The organism is Methylomonas sp. ZR1, assembly GCF_013141865.1.
Classification (GTDB): Bacteria; Pseudomonadota; Gammaproteobacteria; order Methylococcales; family Methylomonadaceae; genus Methylomonas.
Map to the genome: position 1 here is coordinate 245,194 of NZ_RCST01000001.1, position 23,034 is coordinate 268,227.

Consider the following 23,034-nt stretch of genomic DNA (forward strand, 5'->3'; position numbering starts at 1 on the left):
AAATAACGAAGGTGGTAAAGGCAGATTTATTGATGTTCGAGCCTGATGCCCGAGAATTTCGCCGCAAATTGCCTAGGGTCTGAGGGCAGTCCGGTAAAGCGCCAACGAATTATTCTTCCCTCCTCTCACCGTCGCTATACCCGCAAGGTAGCCTAGTTAAAAAGCCTCAGGCCAATATAGACCTGCCTCCGGCAGCAATCCTGGAAACGAGCCTTTACGGATGTTAAAAAACAACAGCTCCGGTAGGCTGACCACAAGACCTTTCAAGCCTTTGCGTAGATTGTCCCCGTCATCCCAAGGCCAACTGAACACACCATAAAGGCCCTGGCCGCCGGCTATCGCTAGATTGAAGCCGCCCTGCAATGGCCGAGGCCATAGCTGATCTTGAGTGAAGAATAAAAACGCCGCGTCATCCTCGTTCCATTGATAAATCCTCGAACTTAGGGTATTGGATTCCTGTAAATCCACCTGCCATTGCGGCATTTGCCGGTAACGCCGTTGACGCTGCCGTTCCCTGTAGGGCTGGCGCTGAAAGCTGGTGCTTAGTCGATAGGCGCGTTCTATCTGGTCATAGGCGATAAACGGAATCATGTTCAAGCTGCCTTCATCAACGTAACCGCCCAGTAGTCGCTGCGACGCCTGGCTTGTGCTTTCGTTGGTTGTAGACGAGATGTCAGCAACCGTCTGGTTAATGAGCCGAAAGATTTCGGTGGCGCAATTGCGGCCAAGCAAGTTATAGCCATACAGAGATTGCAATTGGCTTTGATAGGTTTCGATTTGCTGCGTGACGCTGTTTTGGAAATCTGCCAGTTCGCTGCTAGGTAGCGGTAAACCAATCAATTTGGCCGCTGCCGGTCGCGATGGAGTGGCTGTCAATGGCAACAGCTGCAAAGACTGCTGATCATGGCGCGGCTTATGCAATCGCATAAGCGCCGTCGCGCTTAGCTCCAGTTCCGAGTAAGCGAGTTCATCCAGCGCTATGGGGCTGTCGAGTTGTTTGGACGCCGCGGTAAACAGTTCTTGACTGTATTGCAGGGCTGCCGGCAAGTTGTCGTTGTCGATAATAGTGGCTTGTGGGTCGTCACTGTCGGGGCGGCTGCGGTCCAGCACGCTCAGATAGCCCGAGGCGACGGCATGGTCCAGCGCATGCAAACGGGCCATTCCCACCAACAGCGGATAACCCCAGTCGCTGCGCTGGCTGTGCATTAGAGTGATTAAATCGGCAAACAAACGCCGCCGAAAATCTTGTAGCTTAGCTCGTTGCGCGGTGTTGAGTTTGTATGTCGCCTCGGGAATTTCTAACAAACTTTCGCTAAGCGGGGATAGCCTGGCGTGTAGCACATCCAGCGCGGCCAGATTCAGCAACTGATTGCGGTAGCGTTCGGCAAATGAGCTGTTCGTGGCGGTAAACCGTGTATCCGTGGGTTCAGCGGGGTTAACTGCTAACTCAGGTTTCAGGGTTTGCAGGGTTTGCCAAGCTTGCTGGCGCTTGGCCGGCAAAAAATCTTCGCCATACTCGTTAACGATGGCTTCGTGCAATTGTTGTAGTGCTTGGCTGTTGTTGCTGGGTTTGCCTGCCTCGACAGGGAACGCTTCCGTCGCCCGGTATTGCGTCAAAAAATAACCTAATCCTTTTATGGGTAGAGGTGGCGCAGAGTCAAGATTTTGCAAGCCTGCAACCAGTGCCTGATCGTCGTGTAGGGCTTGTAACAGCGACAATTGCTGATTTTGAATGAATAGGCGGCGGCTAAAGGTATCCCGTAGTACTTGAAAAAAATCCTCGGACACTTCGATGCGGTGACCGTATATGTTTCGGTTCTCCTGAAAGCCGTAGGCAAACTCAAAAGCCGCCGCATCGTTGCGATACAGGCGCAGCAGGCCAGGTTCGATGTGCTGAAAATGAAAGACTTGCCGGTCGAATTTAATGGCGGCATGGCCGCCGCTGGCGCTGCCTTCGTTGGCGTCTATGTACAGGAATTCGAAATGATGACTTTGGTCTGCTTCGGCAACGGCTACCCAAAGTAAACAGCCCAGCGTCAGCGCCCACTTTGCGAATTTCAAGCCAGCAACTGGCATGACCAAGTGGGCGACTGCCTGCGGGATTATTTTTTCAAACCTTCTTCAATGGCCTGTTTCTTCCAGGGCTCGTTATCGCTCAAACTTTCGGTAAACGCCGAAATTTGCGGTTTGCCGAGCTTGGCTTTAGCAAGTCCACGGCCGATGCCTACGTAAGTATTCCGGTCGGTTTCCCAGTTGGTGATCTCATGACTTTCGGCCAATTCGCTGAGATGTCCGCGAAAACTATCCAGTGTGCCGCTGCTGGACACCACGAAGGTAGCGGTATAGTCGGCCACATCGGTTTCGTATTTATCGCGCTTGTTACGAGACGAGTCGGAGCTGGAGGTAAACGGGCTGGAGGCGCTTTTGAAGATGCCGCCGGAGCTGTCAGACAAGCTGCCTATACTGTCGGACGAACTCTCGGAGCTGGTGGAAAACGAGCAGCCGCTGATCAGTGCAGTTCCCAACGCGATAGTGGTTGCCAAAGTAAATGTTCTGAATGAGTTCATATGCTTGGATGGCTTTAAAAAACAAGTAGTGTTACTGCTTATGCGTGAAGACGCAAGGTTTTACGCCTCTACAGTGTTTTGGGGGAGGTAGGATGGCGAATTGTCAACGCTCGCGGCCTCCGAAGCCGCATGATAAAAAGGGAGAAGAAGGTCAGGGATGAAGAGGCTTACATCCCGTGTTTATACGTTTTTAATGGGTAGTTCGAAGCTCGGGTGCTTAGCGTTATACACAAGTGCCGTCCCACGCGCTAGCGTGGGAACGAGCGAAAAATCTGCTAGTGCGAATGGGGGGCGGCGCGCCGCAGACGTACTGCCGCAGATGCCAGTGCAATGCCGAACAGCGAAAAAGCTCCCGGTAACGGCACAGGCTTAACCCAGGTCAAAGTACCACCAGCATTGTCGACCAAACTGACGCCAGCCGGTAAATTGAAAAACAACTTTGCGCTGTTCGACGCATCGGCTAGTGATTTGACGCCGGCACCATTGGCCCCTTGTATCGTTTGCAGCAAAAACGTGATTTCCAGGGTTTCGCCAGGGTCTATTGTCATGGCTGGCATTAATAATGTCATGTCAAGGTTGGTCAAGGTTGCCGTATTAAACAAGACGGTCCCCCCGTTTTGCGTAATTGGGGTTGTTGTATTGGTGGGAGGGTAGGAGAAACCATTACTAGCCTGACCAATATTGACGAAATGATCGCCTCTGGCTACTCTTGCCAAGCTGCCGTCATTGATGCTAAGGACACCGGTTATGCCCGCGCTGGCGCCAGAGTTTGGTACCAGCGGGCCAAGTGTATACTGGCCGGTAATGTTGACACCAAGCGCTCCGGCCGGCAGCAGTATTGGCGCGTTGCCCAGCGGATTGGTAAAGGTCAAACCTTGTAGTCCAGCATAAGCAAAGGAAGCGTCCGGGGATTCCGATCTTGCCTTGAATACGGCACTCAGCAGATCCGCCTCTGCAAAGAAGCCGGCGCCGGTCTGCGTGGCAAATGCAGGATCAGACGTGATCCCAGAACCGCTGGGGTCAGGGTATTGAACGAACACTGTCGCCGCTGTTGCAAGTTGGCTGGTCGCAAGCGCGCATATGCCAATATATCGTACTAATTTCAACATAATAATCCTCCAAATGTTATGACGTGCTTTAAAGTATCTCTGACTGGTGTTTAATCTGAATGGTCTTAAGTAACTTAGATAGTGATATTGCAAGGAGCCTTGGCTGAAACGGTTGTTCGAGTTGGTTACCGAATCGGAATAACCGGAAACCTTGAATTCCGCCGTGGCGACATGACGCCATCCTAAATGTTGGCGTCGTCGAAAGCAGCTGGATTGGGATCGAAAAGACGCTGATTGCCGTAATCGTTGCCGCCATATTGCAAAATGGCCTGGTCCGCGCGAACAGTGGCGGTAAGGCCGAATAACGCGATGCCGAATAGCGCATAACCTTTGTTTAGATTCATGATTGGATTCCTGGGTTAGTGGATTCGACCAGCGGGAAAATCATGGTTTGGTGCGAACGCTGGCGGGTGAAGCCGAATATGCCCGCCAACCCGGTAAGCATCAAGCCTATGGCTGGCGGGAGCGGGACAGGCGCCGTTTTCACCCAATCGAGCGCAATCGGCGAGTTCAGTAAAGTTCCCGCCGGCAATTGCAAGCTGATCGACGCGGTGTGCGTTGCATCGCTGGTCGCGCTCCAGCCACTGCCGGGAGTGCCCAAGCCGACGCCGGCCACGACCCAGGTATTCAGCGAATAATTCACGGTTAGAATGTCGTTCGGTTTCAGCGTGAAAGCCGGGAAGGCCAGATTGGCCGACAACTTGTCCGCATCTGCCGTACCGCTGCCGGTGAAACCGGCATTTGGGTTGAAATGAAAGTCGAAAAACGGCGATGAAGGGCTATTGGAAGCACCATATTGATACAGCACGCTAACGCCGGGAACATTATTGCCCGGGTAAGTGCCGGCCAACGCGGAACTCAGTACCGTGGCGGCTTGGCCGCTCGCTTCGCTGCCGATTGTGCGGCTGAACACCGCGTCGATGTCGGCATCAATCGCCCCGGCGGCAAAACTGATATTGACGGCGCCGGTATTTTTGAATGTTGCAGTCATGCCGGTGTAGGCATAAGTGGTTTGTGAGCCTGTATCCGCAGCTGCAGAACTGGCCTTAAAGACGCCGCTGCCGAAATCGGCGGAAGCCATAGAGCCCCCGACTGCAATCGACAATACGCTGGGATGATGCTGCAAGGTATTCGCGACCCCGGGGCCGCTGTACTGGACATAAACGTCGGAAGCGATCAACGACAGCACAGGCGGTGGCGAAACTACCGCGGCAAACGTCGAAAACGGATTGACGCATAAAAACAAGGTGATCGGCTTAGCGGGAAAGTTCATGTTTAGGTCTCCTATCGACGGTCGTGTCGATACCCTAAAGCAACAGGCCTCACAAAAAACTCACAACATCGACCGAATTTGTTTGCGGATGATCGGCGAATGCGTGACCGGAAGTTATTTAGTATTAGCTCGATGCCGTCCATTAAGGCTATGAACAGTGTTTAGTCTTTACCGACGTTTGGCGCCGTGATCAGTGCGGCCAGGGACTTTAAGCGGGGAGAGGGTTCGATGCCATAGTGGCCGGCATAGTGGCGCCGACAGCGGCGGTAAGCTAGCAAGGCCTCGGCGCGCCTATCTTCGGCGAGCAGGCAATCGATCAGCCGGTATTGCAGATTTTCCGCCAACGGTTCAATTGAGACGGCTTGCGTATAGCAGGCGATGGCCACGGCTCTCCGGCCTGCGGCTTCCAGCTCGGAACCAAGCTTTTCCAAAGTTTGGATGAATTTGGCAGCGAGATTTTCCCGTTTCGATGCCGCTAATGGCGCTTCCAGGCCGGGCAAAAACGGGCCGCGCCAGACTTTTAACAGGCGATCCGCCAAGGTTGCGGCCTGATTCGGGTCGGCGGCAAATCGTCTGGCGACTTCGTCGACGACCCAAATGTCCAGCCAGCACAATTCCCGATTCAAAGACAGGGTGCCGCCCTGCAACAACACCGCCTCATTCCGTCCCAGCAGTTTGCGCATGCGCTGCAAGGCTACTTCCAGCGCATGCTGGGCGGCATCGGCGTCCGAGTCCGGCCACAGCGCATCGGCCAGGGTTTGTTGAGGCACGCCGTCCGGATTCGTCGCCAGTAACCACTGCAGCAACTGCAATGGCTTGTTGTCTTTTTGCCTGCGACGCGCCTCCGGTTCGAGGCCGTCGATCCTGAACTGGCCCAGCGTCCGGATTTTCACCGGCCACGGCCATTCTTCGCAGGCGTTACCGTCCGGTTGCAGTTGGCGTTGCACTATCCACCAGCGCACATAGTCGGCTTCGATGCCGTGCTCCAGCGCAACGGTACATAATTTGCCGATCACTGCCGGCTGCCAGAACGGGTGCACGTTCAGATAACGCTGGCGCTTGCCCAATGCCAACGCCCGGGCCAGCGAGGCCAGGCCGCCGGCTTCGTCGCCGCCGGCCAATAGGACTTGGGCTTCGGTCAGCAAGGCCATGAATAGAATGAAGGGCTTGTCCGCGCGAACGGCATAGCTTTGCAATTGCAGTAAATGCCGGGCGGCTTCGGCCCGGTCACCGGACGCCGCTAACACTTGCGCCAGCCCATGCTGAACCAGGGCCGCCACCGACGGTAAGTTGATTTCGCGGCAAATCGACAACGCCAGTTCCGCTTCCTGGCGCGCTTGGCTAAAACGCTGTTCCGCCAGCGACAGGCCGGAGCGCAAATGCAAGATGAACGATTGGTCTACCCGTCGATTCGCCGGCAAACAGGCTTCCATGCGCGCCAACGCCGAGCGAAAGCGCTCCCAGTCCATGGCCGACAGCGCGGTATAGGCTTCTTGTCCGTAAATGTTCGGCAAATAAAAATCCAAGCCGTAAGCGGTAGCCAATTGCGCGGCCGCCTCGGTGGCTGCGTAAGCGGCGGCGTGCTCGGCGCATAGGTAAGCGTTTACTGCTTGCCAATTCAATAGATTGATCCGATACAGCGGTTCGTCGTTGGCTATCTGTTGATCCAGTAGGGCGAAAAAGGCGCGCGAACCCTCCGTATCGCCGCGCCAGACATGGTATTGCAACAGGAAGGAAGTCAAAAATACCTGGCGCCCCGATGGACAGTGCGGCAGGCGCGCTAATGCTCGCTGCGCCCAACGTCGGGCCAATTCCAGGTAATCGGGGAAGTGGACCAGAATATTGCCGCAGCCCAGGATCCAGGCGTCCAACTCCGGATCGTCGGCTGCTTCGATTACTGAATCCAGCACAGCCAGTTCGTTCAGCCAGCGTGCCGCGTCGCGAAAGTCGTCCATCACGAAAAACATCGCGCTCAGTACCCCGGCGGCGCTCAGCGCTTTGCCCAAGGGGTCGTCGCCGAAACCGGCGTGAGCCCGTTCGAACAAGGTTTGGGCCAGCGGCGGATTTAACGCCAACTGGGCCGCGGCCCGCCAGAAATCCAGCCACGGGTTGGCCGGCAAGTCGTCCGGTAAACTCTGCAACCAAGACTGCAGTTGCAGGCTTCTGCCGGCGCCCAACTCGGTTTTGGCATGGACCAGAATCAGGCGTTGCAGGTCCAGCCCGGCGCTGGCTTGGCGGTACAGTTCGAAGGCCTGGCCAATCTCGCCGTGGCGTTCCAGCACTCCGGCACTGCGTTTTAAAAATGCCGCGTAACCGTCCTGTCCGAGGTTGGCCCGGTGGCGGGCCAGCAGAAATTCCCGCAGCAAAGGGTGAAGTTGGTAACTGGGGATGGCAGTGTCGATGCGGTTGACCAAATAATGGTTGGCCGCCAGTCGGGCCAACGTCGCCAACACGGCCGGGTCGTCTGCTAAATCGTGCGCCAGCGGCTCGGTTGCGGTTTCTGCGCAGGCAACGGCCAGCAACTGTTGCAAGACGGTGGCATCCAAACCGTCCTGCACCCGTTGCGCTAAATCTGCTTGCTCGTTGGCCGGAGTCGGATGTTCGGGTGGCCGTTGCCGTAATTCCACGGCTAAAGCGGCTGGCCAGCCGCGGCTTTGGCCGAACAACTTGTCGAGCCTGTCGCTGCCGCCGTCGAATCCGGCCAGATCGGCCAGTCGGCCGGCTTCGTCGCGGTCAAACGCCAATTGCGCCGGCGTGAGCATGCCGAGCGGCTGCAATGCAATAGCCAGTCCGGGCGGTGGTTCGTGGCGGCTCAGACACAGTATTCGGTGCTGCACGCCGACGATGCGGCCCAATGCGGCCAATATCCGCACCAGTAACGGCGAAGCGACCACCTGGTGGCAATCGTCGAATACCAGCAGCATTGGCGCGGCTTCGGGCGGCAACAGCGTGCGCAATAACTCGCCGACATAGGCTTCAAGGCCGGGCAAATATTCCGGGCCGAACGCCGGTGTCGCGGAGACCAGGCCCAAACGGGTTGCCGCAGTGCGGAAATGCCCCAAAAAAACGGCCGGGTCCAGGTCATCGCTGTCGAAACGGTACCAAAGTACGGGTTGAGTGTTTGCGGCGGCATAATCAGCCGCTAACGTGGTTTTACCGTAACCGGCCGGCCCGAACAGCCAGACTGCCGAACCGTAGTCGGAATAGCTGCGGTCTATTTGTTCGAACAGGCGTCGGCGGCAAACCACAGCGGGTAAGGTCGGCGCGACCAATTTAGCGGGAAGTTGCGCGCGCACCGGTTTGTCGATCATCCACCCCCCAAGCAATTTATCCACACGAATCGCGTCGGTAGTTCAGCACAAACCAGCGTCCGGCAGCAACTGTTATTAATCCGGTCTTTAATAATCGGCTGGGAAGAGTCCTATAAATAGTATTCTATTCACGCAAAAGCAGTTAGGCTCTTAATATCCATGTGCCCGATGCCGGCTATTCAGCCACAATCCGATGACCTTAAATCAGCCGGCTTACGCGCTAGAGGAAATCAAGAACCGGCTCAGCCGATTTCACTGAGTACCGAAGTAAATATAATGTTCGACGTCGCCCCTTGCGGGTTGGCAATTGATACCACTCCGCGAATCAGTTACGGGCCGGATTTGCTTGCTTGCGTATTCTTTATCCATGCGCGATTGACGGCTATGATGCGACAAAGCTCAAACGCTATCGGGATGTTTGTATAGCTTGGGATGTGTTGCTATTTGCCAACACCCGCTGCCTGCAAATCGGCGTGATAGGAAGACCGTACCAAGGGTGCGCTGGCAACCTGTTGAAAGCCCAGTTCGCGGGCAATCTCGGCATAGCGCTGGAATTGGTCGGGGTGAATATATTCTTGTACCGCCAAATGGTCCTTGCTGGGTTGCAAATATTGCCCCAGAGTCAGCATGCTGACACCGTGAGCCAGCAAATCTTTCATCACTTCCACGACTTCTGCTTCGGTTTCGCCTATGCCCAGCATCAAGCCGGATTTGGTTGGCACGTTTGGCAGGCGTTGGCCGTGTTGTTGCAGCAGTTTTAGCGAGATGTGGTAATCGGCGCCGGGGCGGGCTTGCAGATATAGGCGCGGCACCGTTTCCAGATTGTGGTTGAACACATCGCACGGCTGTTGTTGCAGAACGTCCAGCGCCGTGTCCATCCGGCCGCGAAAATCCGGCACCAATACTTCGATGGTGGTATTAGGCGCCTGGCTGCGCACTGCTGCGATGCAGGCCGCGAAATGACCAGCGCCGCCGTCGCGCAAATCGTCGCGGTTTACCGAGGTGATGACCACGTATTTCAGGGCCATCACGGCGATGGTCGCGGCCAAGTTGGCGGGTTCTTCCGCATCCAAAGGTTGCGGTTTGCCGTGGGCGACGTCGCAGAACGGGCAGCGGCGGGTGCATAAATCCCCCATAATCATAAACGTGGCGGTACCGTGGCTGAAACATTCGCTCAAGTTGGGGCAGGCGGCTTCTTCGCAAACCGTGTGCAGCCGGTTCTCGCGCAGCGATTGCTTGATGCGGTTGACTTGGTCGCCGCTGGGCAATTTGATGCGGATCCAGTCCGGCTTGCGCAAGATTTGTTCGGGCTTTTCCACCTTCACCGGAATCCGCGACAGCTTGTCGGCGTTGCGTTGATGGGTTTCCGGGGTGGAGCGGGAAGGGGCGTTGAGTGTCATATTGCCACCGGGCACTAATGTTTGTTTTTGAATCTCCGCAAGCCCGGCTTTTTCCAGCAATGCTTGTCGAGTTTGTTTTAGATTTCTATTGCTTGCAGTAACTGATGCACAACCGGCACCGCGAGTTCCTGATTAGTTATCTTAACGCCTAAATCGGCCAGTTGGGTTACTTGTAAACCGGCATAGCCGCAGGGATTGATGTCTGCAAACGGCGCTAAATCCATATGGTTATTGATGCTCAGACCATGGTAGCAGCAACCGCGCTTGATACGCAGGCCCAGCGAAGCAATTTTTTGCTGATTGACGTAGACGCCCGGTGCCTTGGGCTCGGCCTGGGCGGCGATGCCGTATTGCCGCAAGGTGTTTATCACTGCGTTTTCCAGGATAGTCACCATTTGTCTGGGGCCTTTGTTTAAACGGCGCAAATCGGCCAACAGATAAATCACCAACTGGCCGGGACCGTGATAGGTCACTTGGCCGCCGCGGTCGCTTTCAACGATTGCGATGTTATTGGCTTTAAGAAAATGTTCGCGCTTGCCATTTAAACCCAGCGTGTAAACCGGCGGATGCTCGACGATCCAGATTTGATCGGCAGTGTTGTCATCGCGTTCGGTAGTGAATTGCTGCATGGCTTGCCAGACGCCGAGATAGTCTTGCGTCCCCAGATCGCGCAGGACGGTGGTCACCTTACTGGGCATCAGTCCGGCTTACAACGCCATCAATACATCAGGGCAGGCCGTCAAGCCCAGGTAGATGGCGTCCAGCTGTTCGCGGCTATGCGCTTCGATCATGACCGTCACCGCCAGATAATTGCCGCCTTTGCTCGGACGGGTGGTGACCGCGCCTTCCAGGATGTCCGGGACATGGCGGCGGACGATTTCCACGACGATGGCGTCAAAATCGTCGCGATGCTTGCCCATCACCTTGATAGGGAATTGGCAGGGAAATTCCAGTAAGCTTTCGGTTTCGCTCATGACAGTGATTTTTTGTAGGCTTGCAATAAGTCGTCCATGTGTTTCCAGACGGGGCCGGGCTTGCCGTCACCGACTTGCCGGCCGTCCAGTTCGATCACCGGCACGATCTCGCGGGTGGAACTGGCGACCCAGATTTCGCTGGCGTTGTGCAGCGCTTCCAGCGCGATGATGTCTTCCTGGTAGGGGATGTTATGCGCGGCCGCCAGTTCCAGAATCAAGTCGCGGGTAATGCCGGGCAGGATTTCATGGCTTTTCGGCGGCGTGATCAATTCGCCGTCCAGCACCGCAAACAGATTGCTGGCCGCGCCTTCCACAACGTAACCGTTGCGCACCAGTATCGCTTCCGCGCAGCCTTGATCCAGCGCTTCCTGCCTAAGCAGAATATTGCTCAGCAATGTAATGGCTTTGATGTTGCAGAGTTGCCAGCGGGTGTCGTCCAGCGTAATCGCCTTGATGCCGTCGATCCGGCCGGCGAACGGCTTGATGTCCGCAGACATTGCAAATATCGTCGGTACGATTTGTTCGGGGAAACCGTGATCGCGTTTCGGCGCATAGCCGCGGGTGACTTGCAGGTAAATGTATTGATCGCGGTCATCTGCCAGCAACGGGCGGAAAATCGCTTCCCAGTCCGCGACGCTGTGCGGCAACGGTAAACGGATGCCGTCCAGGCTGTTGTTGAGCCGGGCAATATGGTCTTCCAGTCTGAACAGCCGGCCGTTATAAGCCGGAATCACCTCGTAGACGCCATCGCCGAATAAAAAGCCGCGATCCAGCACCGACACCTTGGCGTCGGCTAATGGCAGATAAGCGCCGTTCAGATAGACTTGCTCGGTCATTCTTTTTCCAGTAAGCCAATGGCGGCGTCGTAGAGACGGCGGAAAATGCCGCCCTCGGCGACAGCATCCAAAGCCACCAGCGGTTTGCTGAGGATGGATTCGCCAGCCAACGAAATGTTCAGGTTGCCGACCGTGTCGCCCTTGTTCAATGGGGCGAACACGCCTTTATCGATCTGGGTTTCGGCTTTCAACTCGTTAAAATGCTTGCGCGGGGCGGTGACATACAGATCTTCCGGCAAGCCAACCGCGACTTTCGACGTCACACCTTTTCTGACCCGCGCTTCGCCCAGCGGTTTATTGCCTTCGTACAGACGGTGGGTTTCGAAGAAGCGGAAACCGTAATTTAACAAGGACTGGCTCTCGTTAGAGCGGGCACCAGCACTGGCGGTACCCATGACCACAGAAATCAAACGCATATCTTCGCGTTTGGCGGAGGCCACCATGCAATAGCCGGCATCGTCGGTGAAGCCGGTTTTCAAACCGTCAACGGAAGGATCGCGCCACAGCAACAGGTTGCGGTTTTGTTGGGTGATGCCATTGTAGGTAAATTCTTTTTGCTTGTCCCAGCGATAGTATTCCGGGAACTCTTTGATCACCGCGCGGGCTAAGGTCGCCAGGTCATGTGCCGAGCTGTAATGGTTGGGGCTGGGCAGGCCGGTGGCGTTTTCGAAATTGCTGTTGGCCATGCCCAAGCGGCTGGCTTGTTCGTTCATCATCGTCGCGAAGGTTTGTTCGCTACCGGCGACGTGTTCAGCCAAGGCTACGCTGGCATCGTTGCCCGATTGAATGATCATGCCTTGCAACAAGTCTTCGACTGCCACTTGTTTGTTTACCTCAACGAACATTTTTGAGCCGCCGGTTTCCCAGGCGTTCTGGCTGATCGTGACTTTTTCGTCCAGCGTCAAATGCCCGGCTTTCAGCTCGCGGAACACCACGTAGGCGGTCATGATTTTGGTCAAGCTGGCGGGCGATACGCGCTTATCGGCGTCTTTTTCGGCCAATACCCGGCCGCTGTCGAAGTCCATCAAAAAGTAACTGGAGGCCGCGACGCTGGGAGCGGCGGGGGTGAAAATCGGGCTGGCGGCTTGCAGCGAGAAGGCGGTTAACAATAACAGCAGCCCGCTAAACAGGCTGGTTGTCGTGCGGAAAGGTTGGCTCATGGTCGCGATTCAAAATAGTCATTCTGGAAAACAACATTGTAACACCGAGAGCCGCCGCGTAGAAAAACCCGCGTATTGTGCTAAGGCGCTTTAGTCCAAAGCCGGAAATTTTGGCAACTGTTTGGAATAGTTGGGAAGTTCGCCTAAGCGCTGGTATGGCAGATTTTGAATTTGCAGGCGCAATCCTGCAAGGCCATGCAAGCGGTTTGCTCGACGGGTTTGTCTAAAAGGGTGGACATCAGCGCGCGATCAAATTCGCATAGTTCCGGGTGCTGCTGCGCTAAATCGTGATAAACACAGTTAACGGCTTTAATGGTCGGCTGTGTTTGTTCGGCGTCCATTTCGGCGTGATAACCCAGCGATTGCATCAATTCCAGCAGCGCGCTTTGTTTCTGTGCCGGGTCCTTGCCGCTGAATTGCGGGGCCAGCGACTGTGCCAGATTGACGCCCATGCGCCACAGCATTTGCCTTAAAGCGGCTTCGCCCAGTTCGGTTTTTAGCTCGCCCAGCAACAAGTTGCAAAACCAAGGATATTGCTTGGGCAGGCGGTTGCGGCCTTGTTCGGTCAGCGTGTAATTGCGCGAAGGCCGGCCGCCGGTGTTGTTCAGCGCCGCTTCCTGAATCAACTGATCTTTTTCCAGGCCGGTGAGATGTTGTTTGACGGCGTTTCTGGAAATCTCCAACTGGGCGGCCAGCTCGTCGATACTCATGCCGGAGGTGCTGGACAGCAATAATTTTAAGATTTGCTCTTGGCGCGAGCCGGTAAGTTTGACCATGGCGTGTGGGGTGGTCGGAAATAAGTGATGCGGCATTCTACGCCGGATCAGCTATCACGCAAAGCGCTGTAAGTCTATTTTTGACATATAAATAACTTTTATAATAAAAATATTGCAAAAGTGGTTTTTTTCGCTTACTCTGCGTTCGGCTTTAAACAGCCGCATTTTTTTAATTGGCAACTAAAGGCAGACCATCATGAGTGAAACCACAGCGACACTTTACGAACAACTGGGCGGCGAAGCGGCCGTTAACGCGGCGGTCGATATTTTTTACCGCAAAGTGCTGAGCGATCACCGCATCAGCCGCTTTTTCGATAACACCGATATGGACAAGCAGGCAGCCAAACAAAAATCCTTTTTAACCATGGCTTTCGGCGGTCCGAATAACTACTCCGGCGCCGATATGCGCCAAGCCCATGCGCATCTGGTTAAAAAACTGGGGCTGGACGATTCGCACTTTGATGCGGTGGTCGAAAATCTTGCTGCTACCTTACAAGAACTGAACGTGCCGCAAGAGTTGATCAATCAAGTCGCGGCGATTGCCGAAAGCACCCGTAACGACGTGTTGGACCGCTAGGCGCCGGAGTAGGGGATGAGCTTGCATAAACTCAGCGTGAACGACCGCGAAATTGTTTGCGAGTCTGGCGAAACCGTGCTGGAAGCGTGTCTGCGCGAAAACATCGACATCTCCTACGGTTGTCGGCAGGGCGCTTGTCAAAGCTGTATGGTGCGCAGCTTGCAGGGCCCGCCGCCGCCGGCGGCGCAAGACGGTTTAAAAGAGGTGTTGCGCCATCAGAACCATTTCCTGGCCTGCCTGTGTTATCCGCAGCAGGATATGTCTATCAGCATTAGCCCGCCCGCCGATTTTTTTACTGAAGCGACGGTGATCGAAAAAAGTTTGTTGAATGCGGAGACGCTGCAACTGACCTTGCAGTGCCGGGAAACCATGGATTATTACGCCGGCCAGTTCGTGAATCTGAAACGCGCCGACGGATTGACCCGTAGTTATTCGATTGCCAACAATCGTTTACACGCCAACAAACTCAGTTTTCATATCCGCCGTTTGGCCGGCGGCCGTTTCAGCGAATGGGCGCACCAGGAGCTGAATGTCGGCGACAAGCTGGAGGTGTCTGACCCGCAGGGGCTGTGTTACTACCTGCCGACCGCTCAGGAGAAAAATCTATTGCTGATCGGGACCGGCAGCGGTTTGGCACCATTGGCGGGCATAGTCAGTGAGGCTTTGCACCACGGCCACAGCGGCGATATTCATCTGTTCCATGGTAGCCGAGAGATGGATGGTTTGTATTGGATCGAAGAAATGCAGGCGCTTGCCGACCAATACTCTAATTTCCACTACACCGCCTGTATCTCACGCGGCGATGCGCCGGAAGGTGTTGCGAGGGGGCGGGCCAACGATGTAGCAATGGCGAAGTTGCCTAGTCTGAAAGGTTGGCTGCTGTATTTATGCGGCCATCCGGACATGGTGCATCAGACCAAGCGCCAAGCGTTTTTGCATGGCGCGGCTTTGCAGGACATCCATGCCGATGCATTTCATGTGGCGTCGGCCACCTTGGATTGATCGGGCAGCGCATAAACCTTTTGCCGTTCTAGAGCCGCCAAGATGCGGATCTGCTCCAGCACCTGCTGCAAAACCGCCGAATCGTTATCGCGCTGTGACACCATGTAAGCCGGTAATTTGAATCGCGGGCTGTCGGCCACCGGAAACAGTTTGCCGGCTTGTAGTAGCGGTTCAGCCAGGCGTACCGGCAGGAAACTGGAGCCGCGGCCTTGCGCTAGAATCAGCTGCACCGCCATCCAGCCGATATTGACCACTTGCGCCGGCCGTTCCAGATTGGGGTAGCTATTGCTGTGCTGGGCGTAAAACCCGGGCGCCCAATCGACGTAGATGTAATCGTCGTTCGGCCAGGGTTGGCTGGGGTCGGTGGTCAGCAGCACCAGGGTTTCGTCGAACAAATGCTCAATTTGCAGACCGGGGCTGTGCTGGGGGGTGTACATCAAGCCTATGTCCAATGCGCCTGCCACTAAGCTGCGCATCAAGTCGTCTTCAAAGCCGATGTCGCTACGGATGGAAATATCGGGCATGGCCTGCCGTATCTCACCGATCCATTCCGGTAACAAGGTTTCGCACAAGGCAATCCGCGCGCCGATGCTGATGCTGCCGCGAAACCGGCTAGGCAAACCAATGTCGTGCCGGGCTTGTTCCAGGGTTAATAGCAAGGATTTGGCGTGCGGTAAAAAACGCCGGCCCGGCAAGGTCAAACTTGCGCCGGAGCGATTGCGGACAAACAGCGTCACGCCCAAATAGGCTTCCAGGCGCTGGATACGGGTGCTAACCGTCGATTGCGTCACGTACAAACGATTGGCGGCTTCCAGAAAACTGCCGTTGGCTGCGACGCTTAAAAAGGTTCGGATCTGATCAATGTCCATGACTTTAATATTGCATTTATCGATATTAAAGTCCAATAAATATCGCTTGTCTTATATCAAGACGGTTTTTATAGTGCCTAGCCTGTAATGTATCGATTCGATGGCATTAAGTGGCGCGGAGGAAATTATGAAAACTTCAATATGTTCATTTATCAGGCTTTTGGGCAACCACAAAAACGTCCTGCCGGGATTGGTTTTGCCGTGTTTGCTGGCGGCATGCACCGCACCGAGCATTAAGCCTGCCGCGTCACAGATCGACCGATTGCACAGTTTTTTGATTGTGCCGGTGCAAGCGCCGCCGCTGGAAGTGATACCGGATTTGATAGAGCGGCGCGATCCGGCTTATCGACATTTCGAAAACATGGCCTTGGGTTATGCGCTGCCAACGGCGCTTTATCAAATCCCTGGCGGTATCGAAATTGCGGGCATGGTTAGCGACAGCCAAACGGTTGATGTCGATGGGATGACCAAGGCGGCGCCAAGCGCTGCGGGCGGCTCTGCGAATGCTGATTTGGGTTGGACGCCCGCCAAGGCGGCGGCGCAGAAGCTGCGCGGTTTATTGGCGGCGGAAAATCGCAAAGGCGAATTAAGCCGCGAGTATTATCAATTACCTACGGCGGGCGACGCCAGTTTGCAACATTGGCATCAGGCGATGCAAGCCTGGTACGGCCAGAACACCACGCCGGTCGATTATGCGGCGCTGGGCCGCTACGACGCCGTGATAGAGGTAGGGATCGGTAGGTATCGGATTTTTGAAGGGCAAACGTCCTTGCAGCTGATGATCAAGCTCATCGATCCCGTGTCGCGCCATGTCATCGCTCGGACACTATCGGAGAGTTTCAGGGTTGACGACCAGGCGTTCGCCTCGCTTGAGAATGGCGGCGAGGCGTTTAAACAATTGATCGGCGATATGGCAGTGCCACTGTTGCGGCAAACTTTGGGCGACATAGGGTTGCGTATGGCGCCGCAAGCTGACGAGACTTAGTGCGCGGGCCGGTAATCGGATGAGTGTCGTCTATCACAAACGCCTGCGTGGCTGGCGTTTTAGCTTGTTTAATCTGTGTCTGGGTTGCGGTCATGCGCTGGTCATCTTCAATGCCGGCGCCTATATTGCGATGCTGCCCAGAGTTGCAGGCGGCTTGGGTGTGCCGCCCAGTTTTGCGACCTGGACCCAGACTGACTACATGATAGCCCTGGCGTTGGGGTTTCCGGTGGGCGGCTGCTTGGCGCGGCGCTTCGGCGAATACCGGCCCTTCGTTGCGGCTTTCCTGGCTTTTGCCTTGGCCTCTTTCCTCTGCGCCTATTGCACTGCCTTTTACGGCTATCTGGCCGGCCGCATTGTGCTGGGGTTTGCCGGCGGCTTGACGCTGCCCTTGGGTCAGGCCTTGTTGCTGAAGGAATACCCTGATAGACGCAAATCGCTGGGCATCGGTATCTGGAGCCTATTCACGTTGACGCCGTTCACCTTCGGCCCGCCTTTGGGTGGTTGGATAGCCGATAACTTGGGTTGGCGCTGGCTGTTTTGGCTCAACATCCCAGCGGCATTGGCGATTGCCGGTATCGTCGGCGCGCTGTTGTATCGGCGCGGTCACCGGCGATCCTGGCAGCGCTTTGATAGCGTGGGTTTTATCTTATCGGTGATGCTGGTGTTTGGCTTACAGACTTTGTTGAATCAAGGCAACGATTGGGACTGGACCGATTCGACCTACATTAGAAGCTTGATCGCATTGATAGCCGCCACGCTGATTTATTGGGTGGTGTGGGAATTGCACGTGCGCCGGCCATTTTTGGATATTCGCCTGTTTGCCTACCGCAATTTCAGTATTGGCGTGTTCATTTTATTCACCGGTTTTCTGTATTTTCAAGGCTTGCTGTCTTTGCTCATCGTGCAGTTACAACTGGCGTTCGGCTATTCGTCTTGGGAAGCCGGTTTGGTATTTCTGCCGATGGCTATCTGCGCCAAGCCGATGGCCAGCGTCTTGCACGAGATCGTCAAACGCTGCGATGCCCGGCTGTTGGCGAGTGCTAATCTGCTGGGATTTGCCGCCACCTATTTTTGGCTGAGTCGCTTCGACGATCCGGACTCGTTTGCCCAATTGTTCTGGCCGAAATTGCTGGAGGGTGCCTGCCTGGGCAGCTTTTTTGTGCCGATGACTGCGTTGCTGCTGCACGGCCTGTCAGCCGAGCGGCAATGGCGGGCGCTGGAACTGGCTAATCTGTTGCGGATAGCGGCCGGGGCAATCGGCATTGCGGTGCAAGGCATCGTGCTGTACCGGCGGGCGCCGCAGCATCTGACCCGCTTTGCTGAAAATCACGGCGCGTTCGAATTGTCAGATCATCCCGCCTTGGCAACGCTAAATGCCGTGGGATTCGCCGAGCCGGCGGCGTTGACCAAATATGCCAAGCTGGCCGGACGTGATGCGGTGTTACACGCCATGAACGATGCGTTCTGGATGGCCGGTTGCGTATTTGTCGGTATGGCGGCGCTAGTTTGGTTGGCGCACCCAACTCGCACCCCGGTTAAAGTCAGCGTCGAGCAGGAACTGCGCAGGGAAACTCAGGAATTACTCGCGGAGGAGGCCTGATGTCTTTACGCCGACTCATTGCACTGGCGTTAATGTTGGGTATTTCGTCAAGTTGCGCACGGTTTGGTGGAGAAGAAACTACGCGCGCCAGTCTGTTACCCATGCCCGACATGACAGACACCGTCGTCGCCGCGCGCGGCAGTTTCGCAAGCAGCGATGCCTGGCCGGCGCGGGATTGGTGGACCGGCTTTGCCAGCCCGGAATTGCAGCGCTTGATAAGCGTGGCGCTGGCCGATAATCCGGATTTGAAGGCCACCGCAGCCCGGTTGCGGCAGTCGCAGGCGATGGTCGATGCGCAGGCCGCCGAACTTTATCCGACGGTTGATGCCAACGTCAGCTTTTCGGCGCAACGCTTCTCCGCAAACAGCGTGCAAGCCAAACTGGCTGGCGAGAACTTTCGGCAAATGCTGATTAACCCCTTGATCTTGCGTTACCACCTGGACTTTTGGGGGCGCGATGCAGCGGCTCTGCAAGGCGCGGTCGGCCGCTCGCTGGCGGCCGCGGCGGAACTGGCCGATGCGCGGCTGTTATTGGCGTCTGCCGTGGCCAGGGGGTATTTTGAATTGTTGGCTGCTGCCGCAAAACAAGGCATCGCCGAGCGCATCGTCGCCGAGCGCCATGCCTTGTTGAGATTCGAACAAACGCGCCTGGCGACTGGTTTGGCCGCCGACGCACCGCTATTGCAGGCCAGAATAGCCCTCGCCAACGCCGAACAAGGTTTGGCTGCGGCGCGCGCTGACGTAGAGTTAAGTAAAAACCTGTTGGCGGCGCTGGCCGGGAAGGGATCTGATTGGGGGGCGCACATCGTTATCGAACCCGATCAGCCTGAGCAAGCGTTAACCCTGCCGGTTGATTTGCCTTTACACTTGTTGGCGCATCGCCCGGATATTAGCGCGGCGCGACTACATGCCGAGGCGGCGGCCGAGGAAATCAAGGTGGCCGAGACGGCGTTTTATCCGGACGTCAATCTGGTGGCCTTCACTGGTCTGCACAGCGTCAGCTTGAGCGACGTGTTGTTGCAAGGTTCCAGTCTGGCTTACGCGGTCGGGCCGTCCATCGAGTTTCCGATCTTCGAAGGCGGCCGGCTGCGCGCCAATCTGACGTATCAAGAATCCGCTTACGATGCGGCCGTCGAGCGCTATAACCGCAGCTTGGTGCATGCGGTGCAGGAAGTGGCCGATGCGCTGAGCCGCTGGCGCGAGCTGGATGAGCGCCTGACGGCACAGCGGCAAAGCCTGGCCGACGCATTAGCCGCCGACAAACTGGCCGACAGTTTACGCAGTCATGGCTTGTCTGATCGCGCCGCGCCGAGTTTGGCTAAATTGGAGGTCTATCAACAACAGTTTCGCTTGGCGGCTCTGGTGGGCGAGCGACACAAAGCCGAGATCAACATTCTCAAAGCGCTGGGCGGCGGCTACAGCGACACTAAACCCGCAATACCATGACCGCAAACATGCCAAAAAAAATTCGTCCTCGGGAAATTCTGCGCCAACGCCGGCGCCGCTTGCAAGGCGTCACCTTGGCTTTGCTGCTGGCTGGTTTGGCTTATCTGGCGTATTGGTGGCTGGAGCATCGCGACTGGGTGGCCACTGACGACGCCTTCGTGGCCGGGCATTTAATTACGTTGAAAACCCAGACTGACGGTACCGTGGTGGAAGTACTGGCGGAAAACACGCTGTGCGTGGAAAAAGGTCAGGTACTGGTGCGGCTGGATGGTGTGCATGCCGGCATTGCCTTGCAGCAGACGCAAGCCGAATTGGCGGAAGCGGTGCGGAATATCGTTAGTTTGCAGGCCAAAGCCGAGACGCTGAAGCAGCGGGCCTTGGTGAAACAAGCTTTACTGGCACAGGCCAATCACGACCTGGCGCGCTTCAACGCGGCGGCCAAGGACGGCGCGGTTTCCGATCAGCAACTGCAAAATGCCCAGGATAAAAGCCACGAACTGGAGGCGGCGATTAAAGAAATTCGCGCCGAACAAAACGGCGTCGAAGCACAATTGCTAGATTCTGGTATCGATAATCATCCTGCCGTGGAAAAAGCCAAGAGCCGCTTGCGCCAGGCGTTTCTGGATTACCAGCGCCGGAATCTGGTGGCGCCGGTGTCCGGGTGCGTCGCCAAGCGCAAGGTGCAAGTCGGCGATACTTTGAAGGCTGGCTCACCGCTGCTGGCCATCGTGCCGTTGGACGATCTGTGGATAGAAGCCAACTTTCTGGAAAGTCAGATCGCCGGAGTTAGGCCGGGGCAGGTTGCGGAAATTCGCGTCGCGGCGTATGGCGACGAACGGGTTTATCACGGCCGGGTACAAGGCATCACTCCCGGTACCGGCAGCATCTTTGCCGTGTTGCCGACCGATAATGCCACCGGCAATTTCATTCATATCGCCGAGCGTTTGCAGGTGCGTATCGCGCTGGATGCCGGGGAACTCAAGGCCAATCCCTTGCAGCCCGGCTTGTCTACATTAACCCGTATCAACATAGAAAAAGCCGACGGTTTGGTATCGGCATCCGCGGTTACGCTGAATGGCGAGGCTTATCGCACCGATGTTTATGATCGAGAGTTGGAGGGTGCCGAACAGTTGATAGAACAGATTGAGTTGGCCAATCGGCCGCACTAGTTCGGCCGTATTCAGGCGGCTAGCGATTAATTTCCACAAAATTGCTGCAATAATGCGCGGCTACGTGTATCTTTGCCTTCCGGCAAAAATGGCCGACACTCATAAATCAAACCGGCGACTGCGACAAGGTACGCGCCGCTTCTAAAAATTTAAATGACGGATTAACCATGTGTTTTAGCGCCAATATGTCTTTGGGCCTGGGAGTGGCGGGGCTCGTTGCCTCCACGGTAACCTTCCTGGATAAGGACGAAACCTTTTGGGTGAAACTGGCGAGGGCTTACGCCATTTTTCACTTCTCGTTGATGGAATTTATTCAGTATTTTGCTTATCCGGTTGCCGATCAGTGCGGCTACGGCAGCAATCTTTTTCTAAGCGAATTGTCGTCGGTGCATATCAGCCTGCAAGCCTTTGCGATCATGCCGGCTTTGGCGACGTATTCGTCGGACCCTAAAGCCTTGAAGAAAGCTTTTATTGTCGGCAGCTCTTTGAGCGGTTTGTTTTTGATTTTGACCCGCTTGCCGAACGACTGGCAACTGTTTGACATAGATCCTAACTTTATCGGCAGGATGAACTCCTGCCTGTTCATGGGCATTTACCATATCGGTTATGCGATCTCCAGCGCCTTTGGTTTGCTGGTGACTCATGGGTCACTGTTTGCGTTGGCGTTCAGCGCGTTTGTCTGGAAAAACAATTGGCGAATCGGCATCTACCATTGTTTTGGCGCGTTGATGACCTTGTTCATGCCGCAATGGCTGTTTGGCGTCAGTACCGGCGAGGCGGCAGCCATGTATTGTTTTTATTCGATCCCGATCACCGCTAGCTTTATGCCGATATTTAAAAAGTTTTTCTCCGCCCAGTCTGACGATTGGTCAGACGGTGTGCCCGCCAGACAACAGTCTTGATTAGTGCCGCAGAGGCACAAGACATTACGCCTCTGCTATTGCCAGGCTTCAATAAACCCCTGATAAAACGCTGGGTCGGCGACGGTAGCGCCGCGCTGACCTACCAACGCCGACGCAAACTCCTGCGCCCGTTTTAGCATCACGGGCATAGGCCAGTTTTCGGCAATCCCCAATAACAAAACTGCTGCAAACGCATCGCCGGCACCGACCGTATCGACTATTTCAATATGGCTTTCGGGGGCGATACTGAACAACTCCCCCGATGAATTCAGCGCCAGCGCGCCTTGACTGCCGCGCGTAAGCACCACGCCTTTTAAATGATATGTCTGCTGCAATAGGCGCATCTTGGTGTCTACGCTCTGCTGGGCAGGCAGCAATAATTCCAATTCTTCATCGTTCAGTTTTAACCAATCCGCGCCGGCTATCCATCCCAAGACCTCATCCGCTTGCCACCAGGGCGCGCGCAGATTGGCATCCAGAAACACCGGGCCACTCCAGTTCTGTTGCATATCAAGCAATGTTTGTCTGGAAACCGGGTTTCGTAAAGCCAGACTGCCATGATAGAGCAAGCCCTGTTTGTGGGCATGATGGAACGCCTCGGCATCAATGTAGTCGTAAGCTTGCTGGTCCAGAATCCGGTAGCTGGGTTGCCCATCTGTTATGCTGACCGCTACGCTGCCGGTTGGATGCGTAGCGTCGATCTGCATGGCAGATCGCGTCATACCGGTACTTTGCATGGACGCGAGGATCTCGCGGCCGGCGTCATCTTCACCTACACGGCTGACAAACTGGGCTGGCCGGCCCAAAGCTTGCAAATGCCAGGCGACATTAAACGGTGCGCCACCGAGGATTCGGCTGCCGTCCGGAAAATTGTCGAATAGTACTTCACCGAATATCGTGAAAAAAGCTGTCTGCATCTGTCTGGCCTCGCCGCAATTGCTGGTTTAGAGCGATCACAATAATCAACGCCTGCGGAAATGACAATGGCGTGTGAACGGCTATGGTCGTTTTCAGGGCGCTTACCGATGTGTGCTGCACTGATGTGGTGCGTAAAGCAGTTTGGGTGATGTGGCGGCGAT

The 23,034-nt window shown here is 55.7% G+C and carries 21 protein-coding genes; 7 read left to right on the forward strand and 14 right to left on the reverse strand.

The features are described from left to right. Positions 1 to 156: 156 nt before the first annotated feature. The 12 genes from DDY07_RS01090 to DDY07_RS01145 form a co-directional block, all read right to left on the reverse strand. Positions 157 to 2,061, reverse strand: coding sequence for a hypothetical protein (locus DDY07_RS01090; RefSeq protein WP_171694479.1), 1,905 nt, complete (start codon positions 2,059 to 2,061; stop codon positions 157 to 159). A 41-nt stretch (positions 2,062 to 2,102) separates the two neighbouring features. After that, positions 2,103 to 2,543 (reverse strand): putative lipoprotein, encoded by a 441-nt coding sequence (locus DDY07_RS01095; RefSeq protein WP_171694480.1) that lies wholly within the window; start codon positions 2,541 to 2,543, stop codon positions 2,103 to 2,105. A gap of 299 nt (positions 2,544 to 2,842) precedes the next feature. Continuing rightward, positions 2,843 to 3,676, reverse strand: coding sequence for a hypothetical protein (locus tag DDY07_RS01100; RefSeq protein WP_171694481.1), 834 nt, complete (start codon positions 3,674 to 3,676; stop codon positions 2,843 to 2,845). Positions 3,677 to 3,858: 182 nt separating this feature from the next. Next, positions 3,859 to 4,020, reverse strand: coding sequence for a hypothetical protein (locus tag DDY07_RS01105; RefSeq protein WP_171694482.1), 162 nt, complete (start codon positions 4,018 to 4,020; stop codon positions 3,859 to 3,861). Then, positions 4,017 to 4,949: a hypothetical protein gene (locus tag DDY07_RS01110; RefSeq protein WP_171694483.1), complete on the reverse strand. Its 933-nt coding sequence runs from the start codon at positions 4,947 to 4,949 to the stop codon at positions 4,017 to 4,019. Before DDY07_RS01110 ends, DDY07_RS01105 begins: the two co-directional genes overlap by 4 nt. 161 nt (positions 4,950 to 5,110) lie before the next feature. Then, on the reverse strand, positions 5,111 to 8,284 hold the full coding sequence (locus DDY07_RS01115) for a BTAD domain-containing putative transcriptional regulator (RefSeq protein ID WP_171694484.1): 3,174 nt from the start codon (positions 8,282 to 8,284) through the stop codon (positions 5,111 to 5,113). A gap of 416 nt (positions 8,285 to 8,700) precedes the next feature. Next, positions 8,701 to 9,660 carry a lipoyl synthase gene (gene lipA, locus DDY07_RS01120; RefSeq protein ID WP_171694485.1) on the reverse strand — a complete coding sequence of 320 codons (960 nt, stop codon included), beginning with the start codon at positions 9,658 to 9,660 and terminating at the stop codon, positions 8,701 to 8,703. 77 nt (positions 9,661 to 9,737) lie between these two features. Further along, positions 9,738 to 10,358, reverse strand: coding sequence for a lipoyl(octanoyl) transferase LipB (gene lipB, locus DDY07_RS01125; protein WP_216614691.1), 621 nt, complete (start codon positions 10,356 to 10,358; stop codon positions 9,738 to 9,740). Positions 10,359 to 10,367: 9 nt separating this feature from the next. After that, a complete protein-coding gene (locus DDY07_RS01130) occupies positions 10,368 to 10,634 on the reverse strand; it encodes a YbeD family protein (RefSeq protein ID WP_020485010.1) in 267 nt (88 codons plus the stop codon). After that, positions 10,631 to 11,470, reverse strand: a complete 840-nt coding sequence (locus tag DDY07_RS01135; protein WP_171694486.1) for a D-amino acid aminotransferase — start codon at positions 11,468 to 11,470, stop codon at positions 10,631 to 10,633. The genes DDY07_RS01130 and DDY07_RS01135 overlap by 4 nt, the downstream gene beginning before the upstream one ends. After that, a complete protein-coding gene (locus DDY07_RS01140; protein ID WP_171694487.1) occupies positions 11,467 to 12,630 on the reverse strand; it encodes a D-alanyl-D-alanine carboxypeptidase family protein in 1,164 nt (387 codons plus the stop codon). Before DDY07_RS01140 ends, DDY07_RS01135 begins: the two co-directional genes overlap by 4 nt. Before the next feature lie 143 nt (positions 12,631 to 12,773). Then, positions 12,774 to 13,442 carry a metalloregulator ArsR/SmtB family transcription factor gene (locus DDY07_RS01145; protein ID WP_253734368.1) on the reverse strand — a complete coding sequence of 223 codons (669 nt, stop codon included), beginning with the start codon at positions 13,440 to 13,442 and terminating at the stop codon, positions 12,774 to 12,776. A gap of 160 nt (positions 13,443 to 13,602) precedes the next feature. On the opposite strand from DDY07_RS01145, the gene DDY07_RS01150 reads away from it, so the two are divergent. Then, a complete protein-coding gene (locus DDY07_RS01150) occupies positions 13,603 to 13,983 on the forward strand; it encodes a group 1 truncated hemoglobin (protein ID WP_101054714.1) in 381 nt (126 codons plus the stop codon). Between the two features lie 15 nt (positions 13,984 to 13,998). Then, positions 13,999 to 14,985 carry a 2Fe-2S iron-sulfur cluster-binding protein gene (locus DDY07_RS01155; protein ID WP_171694488.1) on the forward strand — a complete coding sequence of 329 codons (987 nt, stop codon included), beginning with the start codon at positions 13,999 to 14,001 and terminating at the stop codon, positions 14,983 to 14,985. Here DDY07_RS01155 and DDY07_RS01160 read toward each other — a convergent pair. Then, positions 14,958 to 15,854 carry a LysR family transcriptional regulator gene (locus tag DDY07_RS01160; RefSeq protein ID WP_171694489.1) on the reverse strand — a complete coding sequence of 299 codons (897 nt, stop codon included), beginning with the start codon at positions 15,852 to 15,854 and terminating at the stop codon, positions 14,958 to 14,960. The genes DDY07_RS01155 and DDY07_RS01160 overlap by 28 nt on opposite strands. 127 nt (positions 15,855 to 15,981) lie before the next feature. On the opposite strand from DDY07_RS01160, the gene DDY07_RS01165 reads away from it, so the two are divergent. The 5 genes from DDY07_RS01165 (at position 15,982) to DDY07_RS01185 (ending at position 21,955) form a co-directional block, all read left to right on the forward strand. Beyond that, positions 15,982 to 16,839 (forward strand): hypothetical protein, encoded by an 858-nt coding sequence (locus DDY07_RS01165; RefSeq protein WP_171694490.1) that lies wholly within the window; start codon positions 15,982 to 15,984, stop codon positions 16,837 to 16,839. Between the two features lie 19 nt (positions 16,840 to 16,858). Beyond that, on the forward strand, positions 16,859 to 18,439 hold the full coding sequence (locus tag DDY07_RS01170; protein ID WP_171694491.1) for a DHA2 family efflux MFS transporter permease subunit: 1,581 nt from the start codon (positions 16,859 to 16,861) through the stop codon (positions 18,437 to 18,439). Next, positions 18,439 to 19,884 (forward strand): efflux transporter outer membrane subunit, encoded by a 1,446-nt coding sequence (locus DDY07_RS01175; protein ID WP_171694492.1) that lies wholly within the window; start codon positions 18,439 to 18,441, stop codon positions 19,882 to 19,884. Before DDY07_RS01170 ends, DDY07_RS01175 begins: the two co-directional genes overlap by 1 nt. Next, positions 19,881 to 21,053: an efflux RND transporter periplasmic adaptor subunit gene (locus DDY07_RS01180; RefSeq protein ID WP_171694493.1), complete on the forward strand. Its 1,173-nt coding sequence runs from the start codon at positions 19,881 to 19,883 to the stop codon at positions 21,051 to 21,053. Before DDY07_RS01175 ends, DDY07_RS01180 begins: the two co-directional genes overlap by 4 nt. A gap of 167 nt (positions 21,054 to 21,220) precedes the next feature. Beyond that, the gene (locus DDY07_RS01185) at positions 21,221 to 21,955 is read left to right on the forward strand and encodes a DUF5765 domain-containing protein (protein ID WP_171694494.1); all 735 of its coding nucleotides are present in this window, start codon (positions 21,221 to 21,223) and stop codon (positions 21,953 to 21,955) included. 35 nt (positions 21,956 to 21,990) lie between these two features. Here DDY07_RS01185 and DDY07_RS01190 read toward each other — a convergent pair whose 3' ends face one another. Then, positions 21,991 to 22,872, reverse strand: coding sequence for a PfkB family carbohydrate kinase (locus DDY07_RS01190; RefSeq protein ID WP_171694495.1), 882 nt, complete (start codon positions 22,870 to 22,872; stop codon positions 21,991 to 21,993). Between the last annotated feature and the right edge of the window lie 162 nt (positions 22,873 to 23,034).

Bases quoted from the DNA above. Each gene is read 5' to 3' on its own strand.
- DDY07_RS01100 (WP_171694481.1), bottom strand. From the start codon at position 3,676: ATGTTGAAATTAGTACGATATATTGGCATATGCGCGCTTGCGACCAGC.
- DDY07_RS01105 (WP_171694482.1), bottom strand. From the start codon at position 4,020: ATGAATCTAAACAAAGGTTATGCGCTATTCGGCATCGCGTTATTCGGC.
- DDY07_RS01110 (WP_171694483.1), bottom strand. From the start codon at position 4,949: ATGAACTTTCCCGCTAAGCCGATCACCTTGTTTTTATGCGTCAATCCG.
- lipA (WP_171694485.1), bottom strand. From the start codon at position 9,660: ATGACACTCAACGCCCCTTCCCGCTCCACCCCGGAAACCCATCAACGC.
- lipB (WP_216614691.1), bottom strand. From the start codon at position 10,358: ATGCCCAGTAAGGTGACCACCGTCCTGCGCGATCTGGGGACGCAAGAC.
- DDY07_RS01130 (WP_020485010.1), bottom strand. From the start codon at position 10,634: ATGAGCGAAACCGAAAGCTTACTGGAATTTCCCTGCCAATTCCCTATC.
- DDY07_RS01135 (WP_171694486.1), bottom strand. From the start codon at position 11,470: ATGACCGAGCAAGTCTATCTGAACGGCGCTTATCTGCCATTAGCCGAC.
- DDY07_RS01140 (WP_171694487.1), bottom strand. From the start codon at position 12,630: ATGAGCCAACCTTTCCGCACGACAACCAGCCTGTTTAGCGGGCTGCTG.
- DDY07_RS01145 (WP_253734368.1), bottom strand. From the start codon at position 13,442: ATGCCGCATCACTTATTTCCGACCACCCCACACGCCATGGTCAAACTT.
- DDY07_RS01150 (WP_101054714.1), top strand. From the start codon at position 13,603: ATGAGTGAAACCACAGCGACACTTTACGAACAACTGGGCGGCGAAGCG.
- DDY07_RS01155 (WP_171694488.1), top strand. From the start codon at position 13,999: ATGAGCTTGCATAAACTCAGCGTGAACGACCGCGAAATTGTTTGCGAG.
- DDY07_RS01160 (WP_171694489.1), bottom strand. From the start codon at position 15,854: ATGGACATTGATCAGATCCGAACCTTTTTAAGCGTCGCAGCCAACGGC.
- DDY07_RS01165 (WP_171694490.1), top strand. From the start codon at position 15,982: ATGAAAACTTCAATATGTTCATTTATCAGGCTTTTGGGCAACCACAAA.
- DDY07_RS01170 (WP_171694491.1), top strand. From the start codon at position 16,859: ATGAGTGTCGTCTATCACAAACGCCTGCGTGGCTGGCGTTTTAGCTTG.
- DDY07_RS01175 (WP_171694492.1), top strand. From the start codon at position 18,439: ATGTCTTTACGCCGACTCATTGCACTGGCGTTAATGTTGGGTATTTCG.
- DDY07_RS01180 (WP_171694493.1), top strand. From the start codon at position 19,881: ATGACCGCAAACATGCCAAAAAAAATTCGTCCTCGGGAAATTCTGCGC.
- DDY07_RS01185 (WP_171694494.1), top strand. From the start codon at position 21,221: ATGTGTTTTAGCGCCAATATGTCTTTGGGCCTGGGAGTGGCGGGGCTC.
- DDY07_RS01190 (WP_171694495.1), bottom strand. From the start codon at position 22,872: ATGCAGACAGCTTTTTTCACGATATTCGGTGAAGTACTATTCGACAAT.